The 11,360-nt window shown below is 56.5% G+C and carries 16 protein-coding genes; 7 read left to right on the top strand and 9 right to left on the bottom strand.

Translation table 11 applies throughout. The annotated features are described in order from the left end of the window. Nucleotides 1-240: 240 nt before the first annotated feature. Nucleotides 241-516, bottom strand: a complete 276-nt coding sequence (locus C7476_RS24800) for a hypothetical protein (protein WP_245426552.1) — start codon at nucleotides 514-516, stop codon at nucleotides 241-243. A 224-nt stretch (nucleotides 517-740) separates the two neighbouring features. Between C7476_RS24800 and C7476_RS24795 the strand changes: the two genes are divergently transcribed. Further along, nucleotides 741-1,211, top strand: coding sequence for an Hsp20 family protein (locus C7476_RS24795; RefSeq protein WP_114432601.1), 471 nt, complete (start codon nucleotides 741-743; stop codon nucleotides 1,209-1,211). A 92-nt stretch (nucleotides 1,212-1,303) separates the two neighbouring features. Continuing rightward, nucleotides 1,304-1,432, top strand: a complete 129-nt coding sequence (locus C7476_RS24790; RefSeq protein ID WP_425374027.1) for a hypothetical protein — start codon at nucleotides 1,304-1,306, stop codon at nucleotides 1,430-1,432. Between the two features lie 369 nt (nucleotides 1,433-1,801). On the opposite strand, the gene C7476_RS24785 is transcribed toward C7476_RS24790, so the two are convergent. Together C7476_RS24785 and C7476_RS24780 are read right to left on the bottom strand one after the other, a co-directional pair. Beyond that, nucleotides 1,802-2,245, bottom strand: a complete 444-nt coding sequence (locus C7476_RS24785) for a hypothetical protein (RefSeq protein WP_114432600.1) — start codon at nucleotides 2,243-2,245, stop codon at nucleotides 1,802-1,804. A 16-nt stretch (nucleotides 2,246-2,261) separates the two neighbouring features. Further along, entirely contained in the window at nucleotides 2,262-2,576 is a 315-nt protein-coding gene (locus tag C7476_RS24780) for a hypothetical protein (protein ID WP_245426550.1), read from the bottom strand. Between the two features lie 258 nt (nucleotides 2,577-2,834). Here C7476_RS24780 and C7476_RS24775 point away from each other — a divergent pair, with 258 nt between their 5' ends. From C7476_RS24775 to C7476_RS24765, 3 genes are all read left to right on the top strand, one after another. Next, complete coding sequence (locus C7476_RS24775) at nucleotides 2,835-3,425, top strand: TetR/AcrR family transcriptional regulator (protein WP_114432599.1); 591 nt, start codon at nucleotides 2,835-2,837, stop codon at nucleotides 3,423-3,425. A 72-nt stretch (nucleotides 3,426-3,497) separates the two neighbouring features. Next, nucleotides 3,498-4,124, top strand: a complete 627-nt coding sequence (locus C7476_RS24770; RefSeq protein ID WP_114432598.1) for a hypothetical protein — start codon at nucleotides 3,498-3,500, stop codon at nucleotides 4,122-4,124. Between the two features lie 136 nt (nucleotides 4,125-4,260). Continuing rightward, nucleotides 4,261-4,839 (top strand): DUF308 domain-containing protein, encoded by a 579-nt coding sequence (locus C7476_RS24765; RefSeq protein ID WP_114432597.1) that lies wholly within the window; start codon nucleotides 4,261-4,263, stop codon nucleotides 4,837-4,839. A gap of 174 nt (nucleotides 4,840-5,013) precedes the next feature. Here the strand turns inward: C7476_RS24765 and C7476_RS28935 are convergent, their stop codons facing one another. The 4 genes from C7476_RS28935 to C7476_RS24750 form a co-directional block, all read right to left on the bottom strand. Further along, nucleotides 5,014-5,607, bottom strand: coding sequence for a PDDEXK nuclease domain-containing protein (locus C7476_RS28935; RefSeq protein ID WP_245426558.1), 594 nt, complete (start codon nucleotides 5,605-5,607; stop codon nucleotides 5,014-5,016). Nucleotides 5,608-5,653: 46 nt separating this feature from the next. Next, the gene (locus C7476_RS28930; protein WP_425374028.1) at nucleotides 5,654-5,917 is read right to left on the bottom strand and encodes a DUF1016 N-terminal domain-containing protein; all 264 of its coding nucleotides are present in this window, start codon (nucleotides 5,915-5,917) and stop codon (nucleotides 5,654-5,656) included. Further along, nucleotides 5,814-6,044: a DUF1016 N-terminal domain-containing protein gene (locus C7476_RS29560; protein ID WP_425374026.1), complete on the bottom strand. Its 231-nt coding sequence runs from the start codon at nucleotides 6,042-6,044 to the stop codon at nucleotides 5,814-5,816. The genes C7476_RS28930 and C7476_RS29560 overlap by 104 nt, the downstream gene beginning before the upstream one ends. Before the next feature lie 553 nt (nucleotides 6,045-6,597). After that, complete coding sequence (locus C7476_RS24750; protein WP_181872596.1) at nucleotides 6,598-7,410, bottom strand: alpha/beta hydrolase; 813 nt, start codon at nucleotides 7,408-7,410, stop codon at nucleotides 6,598-6,600. A gap of 63 nt (nucleotides 7,411-7,473) precedes the next feature. On the opposite strand from C7476_RS24750, the gene C7476_RS28390 reads away from it, so the two are divergent. Further along, complete coding sequence (locus tag C7476_RS28390; protein ID WP_181872595.1) at nucleotides 7,474-7,620, top strand: hypothetical protein; 147 nt, start codon at nucleotides 7,474-7,476, stop codon at nucleotides 7,618-7,620. A 624-nt stretch (nucleotides 7,621-8,244) separates the two neighbouring features. On the opposite strand, the gene C7476_RS24740 is transcribed toward C7476_RS28390, so the two are convergent. Then, entirely contained in the window at nucleotides 8,245-9,201 is a 957-nt protein-coding gene (locus tag C7476_RS24740) for a LysR family transcriptional regulator (protein WP_245426548.1), read from the bottom strand. Between the two features lie 103 nt (nucleotides 9,202-9,304). Here C7476_RS24740 and C7476_RS24735 point away from each other — a divergent pair, with 103 nt between their 5' ends. Then, on the top strand, nucleotides 9,305-10,177 hold the full coding sequence (locus tag C7476_RS24735) for an SDR family NAD(P)-dependent oxidoreductase (RefSeq protein ID WP_114432594.1): 873 nt from the start codon (nucleotides 9,305-9,307) through the stop codon (nucleotides 10,175-10,177). An 851-nt stretch (nucleotides 10,178-11,028) separates the two neighbouring features. Here the strand turns inward: C7476_RS24735 and C7476_RS28385 are convergent. Further along, the gene (locus tag C7476_RS28385) at nucleotides 11,029-11,196 is read right to left on the bottom strand and encodes a hypothetical protein (protein ID WP_181872594.1); all 168 of its coding nucleotides are present in this window, start codon (nucleotides 11,194-11,196) and stop codon (nucleotides 11,029-11,031) included. Between the last annotated feature and the right edge of the window lie 164 nt (nucleotides 11,197-11,360).

The following is an 11,360-nucleotide window of genomic DNA, read 5'->3' as shown; positions in this document are numbered from 1 at the left end:
TGCAGTTTTCACGCGCTTCGTCGGCGACAGCGCAGCGCTCAGTGCCACCTTTGCGAAAAGCATTGGCCGACCATGATCAATGCGGCGATAAAGGCGATCAGCTCGGTCATTTGTAAATCCATTATATCGGCCTCCTGTCATTCAAGATTGGTGCTGGCGTCAACTCAGCTGGACCCGGGACGTGTCCGAAATCAGGCGCCAAGGCATCGTGCTGCATCGCGACTTGGCGCGGTATCCGGCTTACAATCCCAAATCCTCATCTTCCTCAGGCTCGATCAGATCGATGAGGGCAGCGACGCGGGTTCCCGGAAGTGGTCGACCTTCGTTCATCAGCGCCTCATCGGAGTTTATCCATGCGAATGCCTCCCTCAGTTCACTGAGCGACGCCCCGGTTGCCATTATCTCTGCCACCAACGTTTCGTCGACGGGTCCGAGAACGGCGATGACTTCGCCACGTGTTATGATCACGGATCGATCCTCCCTGATGGTGACAATCAACTGAAGCAGGTAGCCCATTGGCGATCATCCAAAGGACGGAAAAATAACGTCCGCTAGCCCGGAGCGTTCCCTCTCTGGAATCATCGAGTGGATGCAAAAGACGCTGTTTCTCTCCCTTGACGCCGGGAAAGACGATACCCAAATTTTGGTTGTCGGCTGCCACAGTTGGGCCGGCAATGTCAGGGAGCGCCAGCTTCTTGGCGCGCCCTCGTACCTATGTTGCTCTAAAGGAGGATATAGCTATGAGAAGCAATGTGGATTTTTCCCCCTTCTACCGGTCGAGCATCGGCTTCGACCGGATTTTCCACCTGCTCGAAAACGCCGGTCATCTGCAAGCCAGCGAGAAGTGGCCGCCTTATGATATCGTCAAGCTCGGTCAAGACAGCTACCGTATTGTCATCGCTGTGGCCGGCTTTGCCGAAGTCGAGCTATCGATCACGCACGAGCCGAATATGCTTGTGGTCAATGGCGCGAAGCCCAACGGCGAGGAAGTACAATATCTCCATCACGGCCTGGCCCTGCGGCCGTTCACGCACCGCTTTGAACTGGCTGACCATGTGAGCGTTACCAGTGCGCGACTGGAAAACGGTCTGCTTGTGGTCGATCTCAAGAAGGAAGTTCCCGAGGAGATGAAGCCACGCCGCATCGCCATCAATGCCGATCCCGGCACAAAACCTGCGCGCAAGCGGGTCGAAGGCAGCGTCGCCGCCTGATCGGCAAGTGAGCAGCCCAGCAGGTGCCCGTTCCAAACGGAACTGGGCGCCTCTGGCATAGAAAGAGGAGAAACACGAAAGGAGACGAGATCATGAGCGTACGTGATCTAATTCCATGGAGCCGCGGCAACAAGAACGTTCCGCGCCTCTATCGCGATGATGATCTGGATCCGTTCCTGTCGGCACCGCAACACATCGAGGCTGAACCAACCCTTCACTGAAGACAGGTGGCCGACGGTCTGCGGTCTTTAACGGCCCGTGGCTCAAACTGGACCTACGTGCGACAGTTCATGAACATGCGCGAGTTTTGCGATAGAGTGACGGGCGCATCGGATGTTCGTTGACGAGCGATGTGAACAACAGCAGCTACTGCTGAAACGTGCTGGACTGAATGGCTGGCGACGGTCTCGACACTGCTTCCGTCCGGACTCGTTTGCCGAATGATGTTCCTGGTCAAGCCATTACATTCTCCACTTTTTACGAAGCATAACTGCCGTCCCTGAATCTTCAGCTACGCGAGCCATTACAAATTTAATGATTCTGGTTGACTGTGCCGAAGAGGCTTACCGTGCCAAGGTTTTGCGGATGTTTCAGACACTTGTGAGAATTCGGGCACGGGTGAGAAGCTGTTTTAGAATATCCACTGCCTTGGCAGCCTGCTCCGGCGAGATTGATGGGGCAGGCGACACGCTCTTGCGTTGTATGCGGATATTGCGGAAATCTCCCAAGGTTTTTGCTGCACCCGGAACGACGGTTTCAAGCTGGGTAATCATTGCAGCGAGCTGCGACACGTCAACCTTGTGCTGGGCGTTGGGAATAACTTTGATCCCGGCATGGTTTGCGATGGCAAGACTTGCCTGGCGCACACCTTCAACGGCCAGCAAGAAGCGGGATTGAGTGGTCGCAACAATTCGAGCGTCCGATAAGTATGCCTCGGCGTCTGCCAGGCGCTGGTCAATGACCGCTTCATCGCGCCGGGTGATTTTGACCGCGCCAATTTTGACGAGGTTTTGAATGTTTGCTTCCCATGTCATCTTGATCGCTTGATGGCTACTCCAGTTCCGGGACGTCGCCGGATTGAAACAGGATCGTCGGAGGCCCGTAGCCTCCCGCCTCAGGCTGTGCATCGCGAACCCACGCCAAGACGCCGGCGCATTCTACGGCGAGATAGCGCGCCATTCGAGTGGCATCTTCCGGGGTATCAAACTGCATCGGATCATAGGCAGGCACAAGCTGCCCATTGTCTACTCGGCTGAATGCAACAACAACGATAAGGCGAGTTGGGCTGATCATCACGCATTTCATGCCCGGCCCGTTGGCGGTGTCAACGCGAATCACCGCTTCCGGCCCCAAGCGGACGATCAAAGAAGCTTCCGTAATCTGCTACCGGTTAGTTGCAGCCCCTGTTGAGAAAGAATTTTTCCACGGATTTGAGAGCGCTGCCTGAATATTCCTGCGGATCCAGATCGGCTATCAAATCGGAGAACGCAAGATTTGTGTCGGATAGAATTAAGCCCTCCAGCAGGAGATCGAGGCATAGAAGTCTGTCAGCGTCTCGACCGCGGGGTGTCGCGGGAGCTGCTTTATGCTTGACAGCCTCCCTATCAGAAGGTAGACAGAGGGATGAACAGTGTTTTGACGACATCCGACGAAATCCTGGCTTCCGCGCGAACACTGATCACGAGCGGAGGATATAACGGCTTCAGCTATGCCGATATTGCGAAGGTCGTCGGCATTCGCAAGGCCAGCATCCATCACCATTTTCCGAGCAAGGTCGATTTGGTCCGCACGCTAGTGATACGCTATCGTCAAGATGCCGAGGTGGGTATAGCGGCTCTGGAGCAAGACGCGCCGGACCCACTCGAACTCCTCAAAACCTATGCGGGCCACTGGGCCAAATGCATTGAGGATGCAAGCAGGCCCTTTTGCGTGTGCGCTCTGCTTGCAAGTGAGTTGCCAGCTTTGCCGCCGGAAATCGCGGGGGAGGTGAAGGCTTTTTTTCGCTTTCTCTCGACATGGCTGACCTCGGTCATGGAACGAGGCTCCAGGGAGGGGGCTTTAAGTCTGTCAAGCCAACCTCGGGTCGAGGCTGAGGCATTCATGGCGTCTGTCCACGGAGCCATGCTTTCAGCGCGGGCCTACGGAACGCCGGAAGTGTTCCCCGCCATTCTGGCGCCCACCTTGCAGCGACTGTCTCCGACCGTCGCCCAATAAAGCTTCGGGCAATTAAACCGTCCGGAGTGACAACTCTAGCTAGTCAAACTACCAATCAGTAGGAAGGTAAAAATGATGAAGAACATTCTCCCCGCTCTCGTGCTGGGGCTATCCGGTATCGTGGCGATGGCTATTCCGGCGTCGCCTGTACATGCCGAAGATAAGGCCGAGCAAGTTCACGTCAGGGGCAGCATCGTCAGCTACAGCGCGTCTACGCTGAAGGTGAAGACGCGCGACGGAGAGACCGTCGATGTCGCTCTTGCCGATGACTGGAAACTTGCCAGCGTGGCAAACGCAAAGGTCACTGACATCAAGCCCGGCGACTTCGTTGGCATCGCATCTCTGCCGAAAGAAGGCGGTGGTGACGGCGCGCTTGAAGTGCTCATCTTCCCGCCGGCACTGAAAGGTGCAGGTGAGGGCAGCTATGGTTGGGACCTTAAACCTAACAGCAGCATGACCAATGCTACTGTGGCAAACGCAGTCAAGGACGTCGACGGCCGGATGGTCACCGTTTCCTATCACGGCAAGGAAAAGAAGATCTCCATACCGGACGGCACGCCTGTCGTGACCTTTGCTCCGGCGACCAAGGATGATCTCATTCCCGGCGCCATCGTCTTCGTACCTGCCGAGAAGGCTGCAACCGGCACCATCGCCCACCAAGTCCTTGTCGGCAAGAATGGCGTGGTTCCGCCCATGTGAGCCGCCGCCGCCGTCAGTTCGGCCGCCCCACTGGTTCGAAAGGCTCCTACTTGTCAACGGCATCCTTTACGTCGGCGTCAGCGTGTGTTGAGCGGCCGTTTTCATGACCCCACCCAACAACAGGAAAGATATCTATATGACTCATTACCAAACTACTGTCGCTTCTCGCGAGAAGGAGCAATGGCTGACGCGATACTATTTCACGCGAGCAGGGTTTTCTGCCGTCTGGGTCGCAGCTGCGTTGACTATCGGCCAGCAATCGGCTTCCATCGCCGCCGCCTTGCTGATCATCTACCCTGCCTGGGATGCCGCCGCCAATTTCGTCGATGCATCGCGCAGTGGCGGGCTGGGCAACAACCGAACACAGGCAATCAATGTCGCCGTCAGTTCCGTCATGTCGGTCGCCGTCGTTGTTGCGCTCTCAATGAGCATGAATTGGGTTCTGAGCGCTTTTGGTCTCTGGGCCATCTTCTCGGGCCTCTTGCAGCTTGGCACGGCCCTTCGCCGGTGGAGGACAAATGGCGGCCAGTGGGCGATGGTCCTCAGCGGCGGCCAATCCGCTGTGGCGGGCGCATTCTTCATTGCTCAGGCGCGGATGCCCGAACCGCCCTCCATTGCCAATATTGCAGGGTATGCCGGCCTCGGCGCCTTCTATTTCCTCGTTTCGGCAGTATGGCTAAGGGTCAGCCACTTGCGGCGGAAAGTGCCTGCCTAAGTGGGAGGGCGCATTCTTTAGTTGTTCACTCTGTGAATTCACAGGGGAAGGTCCTCAAGGACGTTTTGTTCCTGTTTCGTGCGCCCGAAAATCGCATAATCGCTCGACTGGAACTCTAGGTGGCGTATCGGGCTCGCTTGCAAAAGATAAGGTGATTCTATCGGAATACGAGCGTTACGACCGATTTCTCTTACGCATCGTCCGAAGCTCGGCCAGGAAGGCGGCGGCGATCTCAGCCGCTTCGGATGCATCGACGTCGTTCACTTCAATCCCGTGGGCTGCGCGGTTCATGATTTGAAGGGCGGCTTGGAAACGGTCTGTGCTTTGGGGAGATAAGCCAAGGCGCTGCAATTCCACTAGCATCGATCCAATAACTCGCGGACGATCGCCCTCGCTCTGACCGTTGATGAGCAAGCGGATCTCGCGCTCCACTTCGATGCGCAATTTGACGAGCGACATCAGGGGGAATTCGCGAGAAAGCTCAGCTTCAGTCGGAAGCTCTCCTCGCAACGGCTCGGGTAGGAGACCAGAGAGCCTATATTCCGCAACGCCCATGGGCTTCGTTGAACCGCGAAGCGCGTATTCGACAATAACCTCATTCTTGCCTTTACACAAAATAATCCCGATGCTCGGAGCGTCCGACTCGTGCCGGATTTGATCATCGACCGCGGAAAGATAAAGATTCATTTTGCCCGCCAATTCCGGCTTGAATTCCTCGATCTTGAGCTCGACAACGACGAAACAGCGCAACCGCAAATGATAAAACAGGAGATCGAGATAGTAGTCCTGGCCACCAACTTCAATGTGATGCTGGCTACCAAAGCCGCTCTTCAGGACTCTTCAAAGCCTCAATGAGTTTGACGTTATGACCCCAAGGCAATCGTGCAACAAGTTGTTGCACGATCTCCTCATCGGGAAATGCCTCCGCAAAGGCACGCATATATTTGAGGTTTCGAGGCGAAAGGCCCGTCATCTCAGGAAAATCGCGACGAAGATCCGCAGCGAGCCGATCGATCACACGGGCCCCCCCATCCCTCGCTGGTCTGTCGGGCCAATATCTCGCGGCCGATGCTCCAATAGAGAAAGATAAGTTCTCGGTTGACAGCGACGGCCGCCTTCAGGCGAGCTGTTCGGATCCTATCCTTGAGTTCGGCAAGGAGAGAGGCATAGTCGTCACCATCAGATGAAGGAACAGGCGTAGTCATATATAGGTCTTTAGCAGGTCGAGGTAGAAAAAGCTTCCTTGAAGCCTAGGGCCATTTGCGTTTATCAAACAGCATCGTGTCAAGATCGTAGACATTTTCGCTGCAATTAAAAATGCCTGATAATTCCCTCTTATCGGCATTTTCAAATGAACGGTTTCTTGCACTTCTTGATTGAACAAGCTTCCGCAGATCGTAACTTTCTACTGCCTGCTGTTGTGGTCCCGCAACTGAGAGGGTTGCCTTGTGGCATCCGCTCCCGTCCACCTGCCAGTTCCCTGCCATCATGTATTAACATTCTTGATGGTCACGGCAAAGCAAGGGCAGGGAGTACTGCGGCTCCCTTGTCGCCACTCCAGGCGAGCTTACCACCGTTCGAGTCCCAAGCGGCGGCGCGCGTGGCTTGCAGCCGCTTCCGACAAGCTTGTTGAGGGCCAAAATCGTTCGCTCCTTGAGCTTGGCCATTTGCATCCTGCGGAATGGACATGACTTGTTCGTTCACTGCTTCGGGGGCATCCTGGATGCCGCGCTCGCCGATTTCCGCTGCTTGACGGGTCTAGGTGGCGTCTCGGTTCCGCGCCTCCAGAAAGCGAATGACGTCGTTAACCATGCGATCATCCCAAACATCGTTGTGACCCGAGCTTTTGTAAATGAGCATCTGCTTGGGCTCGGGAGCGGTACGATATAGCGCCTCGCCCGAATACAGCGGGATGATCTCGTCATGCCGGCCGTGGATGAATAGCTTCGGTTGCCTCACCTTCGCTATCTTGAGGTCCGAGCGGAAGGGATCCTTGAGAAGAAGTGCGACCGGAACAAATGGGTAATGCGTCTGGGCGAGTGACAGGACCGACAGGTAGGCGGACACCAGAATGACGGCGACGGCAGGCCTTTGGCCGGCTGTGTTGACGGCAACGCCGCTGCCCAGCGACTGGCCCAGCACAACGATCTCGCATTCGCACCGTAGCGACAGCCAATCGAAGGCAGCAATGCCATCGGTCAGTAGCCCATGCTCGCTCGGCGAGCCGGTTGATCCCGGATAGCCGCGATAAGAGATCGCGAGCAGGCCAATACCTCGCGCGGCCAGGGGCTGGGCGAGGAAGCCGTAGTTACCGACCCGGTCAGCGTTTCCGAGAAAGAACAGCACCGACGGCTTGCCGGATTCGCCCTGGCTGTAGAGACCATGAAGCGTCTCTCCGTCAGGCGTGCTGATGGATACGTTTTCGCCCCAGTTCGCGTGCTCTGGAGCAAGTGTCGCGCTGGCGCCGGGATAGAGGAGGACGCGCTGTGCAAGATACATCAGGCCGACGAGCGACACGTAGGCGAAGGCCGTCATCAGCGACAAGGTCAGCAGGAGTTTTGTGGTGCTCACAACAGCATGTCCACCCGCAGGTTCGTCAAAGTCCAGAATTACAGGTCTTGGGTGGAGACAACCATGGATCATTGTTCGGTGCCAGCCAACGTTATTCGTTACGTCATTGCCGAAAGTTTCGCAGAGCGGACACCACGACCCAACGATCTTGTTGCAGACTTCGGTCGTTGCAGCGTCGCATTCATCGACGGTTCAGTCTCGACAGCTTAATGCAGTAGTCAGCATAGGAGAGAGGCGATGCGTATCGAGATTGTCCTGTTAGCTGTCGCAGCTGCCTTGGTCACCGGCACGGCTTATGCGGGAAGCCAATCATCGAATACAAGCTCGAATAGCTCATCCAACAACGGCGTGGTACGCGAGCGTGTTGTCAAAACGTATTGCGAAGACGGCTATTGCGAACGCTACGTTAAGCGTCGAGTATATATTGAGGGTTGGAGCCGTGATCGCCAACGCGAACGCAGGCGGAGTCGCTCCCGGGACCGCTAGGACGATGACGGTGACTAATGTCATGGTTCAGCTCTTTCGGGGATACGACAGATCTGGGTGCTGTAGATCCAGCCCGTCCAAAGGGGCAGCTCGGTTCCCTGGCACGCGAAGTACGACTGGCGTCTCACCATCGCCCAGGTGATCAAGCAGCGGACGCACCCACTCCTGATATTACTCGTTCGGACCCCGAGTGTGGCGATCCGGCTCGTTTGCAAGATACAGATATTCCTCCGGTTCGTTAGGCCCTTGCTGATTGTCCGGGTGTCGGCAGGACGGCGCCCCGTGGTGCTGGCAGGCGCCATACTGGTCGGCACTGGACTTTTGACTGCGAGCCAAGCGAAGACGCCGCTAGCCTTTCAGCTTACCTGTGGCGGCATGGTGGGATTTGGCCTCGATCCGGCGAAGCCGTATCAGCTTTCTGGTGACATCGATGAAGGCGCGCAGCTTCGGCTGCGCCTGAGCGCGTTGCGGAAAATAGAGGAAGAGCCCCGGCGTGGTGGGCAGGTAGGACTCAAGCACGCGGACAAGCAGTCCAGCACGCTGCTCCTGTTCCACGGCGATGTCGGCAACATATGAAAGGCCGAGCCCAGCCTTTGCGAAAGAGACAAGCAGCGCGCCATCATTGACGATGAGCTTTCCCGGAGGATCGACCGAAAGAGGGCGCCCGCCGCGTTCGAACTCCCATCGATAGAGAGCGCCGGAGGCCGGGAAGCGATATCGGATAGCCTCATGACGGGTCAGGTCTTCGGGGGTTGCCGGGCAGCCGCGGGCAGCCAGGTAGGAGGGGGCGGCAACGACAGACCAAACGATATCGCGCGAGAGCCTGACTCCCACCATGTCGCGTTCGACATATTCGCCGATCCGGATGCCTGCATCGAAACCAAGTCCCAGCAAGTCGACCGTCGCATCCTCCACAGCGACTTCGACTGTAATTCTTGGATGCGCGTGCCGGAAGGCCGGCACCACGCGATCAATGATAAGTGGCACCGCCATGCGGGGTACCGTGAGGCGCAGGAAACCTGAAGGTTCATCCCCCATGGCTCCTGCCGTCTCGATGGCTCCCGCGATGTCGGCAACTGCAGGTGCCACACGCGACAACAGGTTCGCGCCAGCCTCGGTCAAACCGACCCGGCGCGTTGTACGAACAAACAAGGGTGTGCCGAGCTTCGCTTCGAGTGCCTTTACTGCCTGGCTTACGGCTGCAGGGGAAACGCCCAGCCGTGCGGAGGCCGCCGTGAATCCGCGTGTTTCCGCTACGGCGAGGAAGGCGGCCAGACCGGAGAAAGGGTCAGGTATCATGCTCATACGATTATAAATCTATACTAAATAGTGCACAAAGCCACCCGCGATTTTTCCAGGTAATCGCTTGGGTTACTCTCTCGCAGACATATTGTGGAGGAACCAAGTCATGACAAACAGATCTGAGGAAACGACAGCGGTTCCGCGGCGGCAGGTTCTGGCGGGCATACTAGCCGCAGGCACACTAGCCGGGCAGAATTTCGTAACATCAGCGTCGGCAGCCGCGGAGACACCGGGCGCGTTGGCAGGCAAGGTGGTAATCGTCACGGGTGCCACTTCCGGCATTGGAGCCGCGACGGTAGCGGCTTTCGCCCGCGCGGGCGCTCGGGTCAGCTTTAATGGAAGACGCGAGGCACTCGGTCGCCAGGTGGAAGCAGAGATACGCGCAGCGGGCGGCGACGCCGTCTACCTTAGATCGGACGTGCGCGACGCCGGGCAGGTGGAGCGTTTCGTTTCTGACGTGGTCGAACGCTATGGCGGTATCGACGTCGCCTTCAACAATGCAGGGATCGATTTGCCGCCAGCGTCAATCGCCGATACGGACATCGCCGGTTTCGACGACCAGATCGCGACGAATCTGCGCGGAGTCTTTGTCTCAATGAAATACGAGATGCCGCATCTGGTGCGCTCGAAGGGAGCCATGATCAACATGGCGTCCATTGGCGGTCGCCATGCTTTCCCTAATATTGTTGCCTATGGTGCCTCGAAAGCCGCTGTCATTCACATGACACGCGCCGCCGCACAGGAGTATGGCCGCAACGTCCGTATCAATGCAATCGCGCCAGGTCCGATCGAGAGCCCGATGCTTGAGCGGGTACGCCGGGACTGGAATGTTACAACCGAACAGCTGGTTGCACCCTATCCGATGCGCCGGGTGGGTACGCCGGATGAAGTTGCAGCGTTGGTGCTGTTTCTCGCTGGCAATCAAAGTTCGTATCTGAGTGGACATGTGATCGGCCTTGACGGTGGCGATCTTCCGTAGACGAAGCTGATAAGCTGCGAGGGTCGTCACGTTGTTTGAAGCAGGCGGCAACGATGTCCGTCAGAGTATTCAGACAAGTGTGCCAGTGACGGCGTTCCGCTGCAGTCTACCTCCTATATCGGGAGGTTCATCGTCGGTGGTGTTCTTCAGCGCATTTGGCTTCCCGCCAAACGCTTCCCATAGTGTTACATGGAGCGATGGAGGCTACGGACTACGGGCAGAGGATATTGCGTGGTGCCAGTTCAGAGAAAGCACGAGGATTCTTGTGTAGCATAGACGGTTCTTCCAAGCGGCAGAAAGTCGATTGTGGTAGCCTTCAAAGCGTCGATTGGCCGCTTTGTCCAATAGCGATCCATCACAGGATCTTATGGATGGATCCAGCGTCCACACGCGCAAAAAGCGGGTGATTGTAGCGGATACCGAAACCACGGGTCTTCTGCCGTATGACCGCATTGGGACACTTGCTGGTGAACTGCAGAGCCAGTCGCTCTACCTTTATTTTCTGATAAACTTTGGGGCCCGTCGCCACTCGTTCCGCTTCGAAAAGCGTTGGGTGGATTCGTCGCAATAGACGGGCAAATCGTAACGGTACGGGAAATAGCAGTCTTTAAATTGTGGATACCAATAACCATTCGCACGCCAAAGTCCGCTAATGCTATATCCCTGGTAGCTGTGAGCGCCATGACTTTTACCGTGCGCCATCGATATGCTGGCCGAACCGGACGCCAACATTGCGGCTAAAGCCAACGTCAATAAGATTGTTCCTGATTTTCCCATCGGCTGCTCCTAGGAAGCTCATTGTTGGAAGCTATCCTAGCATAGGTTCAGCAAATCGGTCACAATAAACCATTTCAGCGCCGATCCATTTTCTCCCGCAAATCGGCGAGCGCTTGCATTGCCGCTTCCTCGCGCGTCATGCCCTCCTTCATGTACTTGATAATCAGACGCTCCTGAAATTGCAGCTCTTCCACAGTGTGTTTGTCTAAGGGGCTCTCCGGGGATTTTAACTTGCGCTTCATCGTCACTCAACCTTGTTTCAGCAGGAATATTGTCAGGAAAATGTGGCATTTTGTTCATGTTGCCGTGAAGCGGGAATTATGCTCGGCGCGGTCCAAAGGCCAATACGGAAACCTCGCATTAAAATAGAGGTTCAACCGACGACGATAGAATCGAGGGCGCGAAG

This window comes from Phyllobacterium bourgognense, assembly GCF_003337575.1.
GTDB lineage: Bacteria > Pseudomonadota > Alphaproteobacteria > Rhizobiales > Rhizobiaceae > Phyllobacterium > Phyllobacterium bourgognense.
This window is presented reverse-complemented; position numbering and strand designations above follow the sequence as displayed.

Bases quoted from the DNA above. Each gene is read 5' to 3' on its own strand.
- C7476_RS24770 (WP_114432598.1), top strand. From the start codon at position 3,498: ATGATGAAGAACATTCTCCCCGCTCTCGTGCTGGGGCTATCCGGTATC.
- C7476_RS24740 (WP_245426548.1), bottom strand. From the start codon at position 9,201: ATGAGCATGATACCTGACCCTTTCTCCGGTCTGGCCGCCTTCCTCGCC.
- C7476_RS29560 (WP_425374026.1), bottom strand. From the start codon at position 6,044: ATGACTACGCCTGTTCCTTCATCTGATGGTGACGACTATGCCTCTCTC.
- C7476_RS24795 (WP_114432601.1), top strand. From the start codon at position 741: ATGAGAAGCAATGTGGATTTTTCCCCCTTCTACCGGTCGAGCATCGGC.
- C7476_RS28385 (WP_181872594.1), bottom strand. From the start codon at position 11,196: ATGAAGCGCAAGTTAAAATCCCCGGAGAGCCCCTTAGACAAACACACT.
- C7476_RS24800 (WP_245426552.1), bottom strand. From the start codon at position 516: ATGGGCTACCTGCTTCAGTTGATTGTCACCATCAGGGAGGATCGATCC.
- C7476_RS24775 (WP_114432599.1), top strand. From the start codon at position 2,835: ATGAACAGTGTTTTGACGACATCCGACGAAATCCTGGCTTCCGCGCGA.
- C7476_RS24785 (WP_114432600.1), bottom strand. From the start codon at position 2,245: ATGACATGGGAAGCAAACATTCAAAACCTCGTCAAAATTGGCGCGGTC.
- C7476_RS24735 (WP_114432594.1), top strand. From the start codon at position 9,305: ATGACAAACAGATCTGAGGAAACGACAGCGGTTCCGCGGCGGCAGGTT.
- C7476_RS24765 (WP_114432597.1), top strand. From the start codon at position 4,261: ATGACTCATTACCAAACTACTGTCGCTTCTCGCGAGAAGGAGCAATGG.
- C7476_RS24790 (WP_425374027.1), top strand. From the start codon at position 1,304: ATGAGCGTACGTGATCTAATTCCATGGAGCCGCGGCAACAAGAACGTT.
- C7476_RS28390 (WP_181872595.1), top strand. From the start codon at position 7,474: ATGGATCATTGTTCGGTGCCAGCCAACGTTATTCGTTACGTCATTGCC.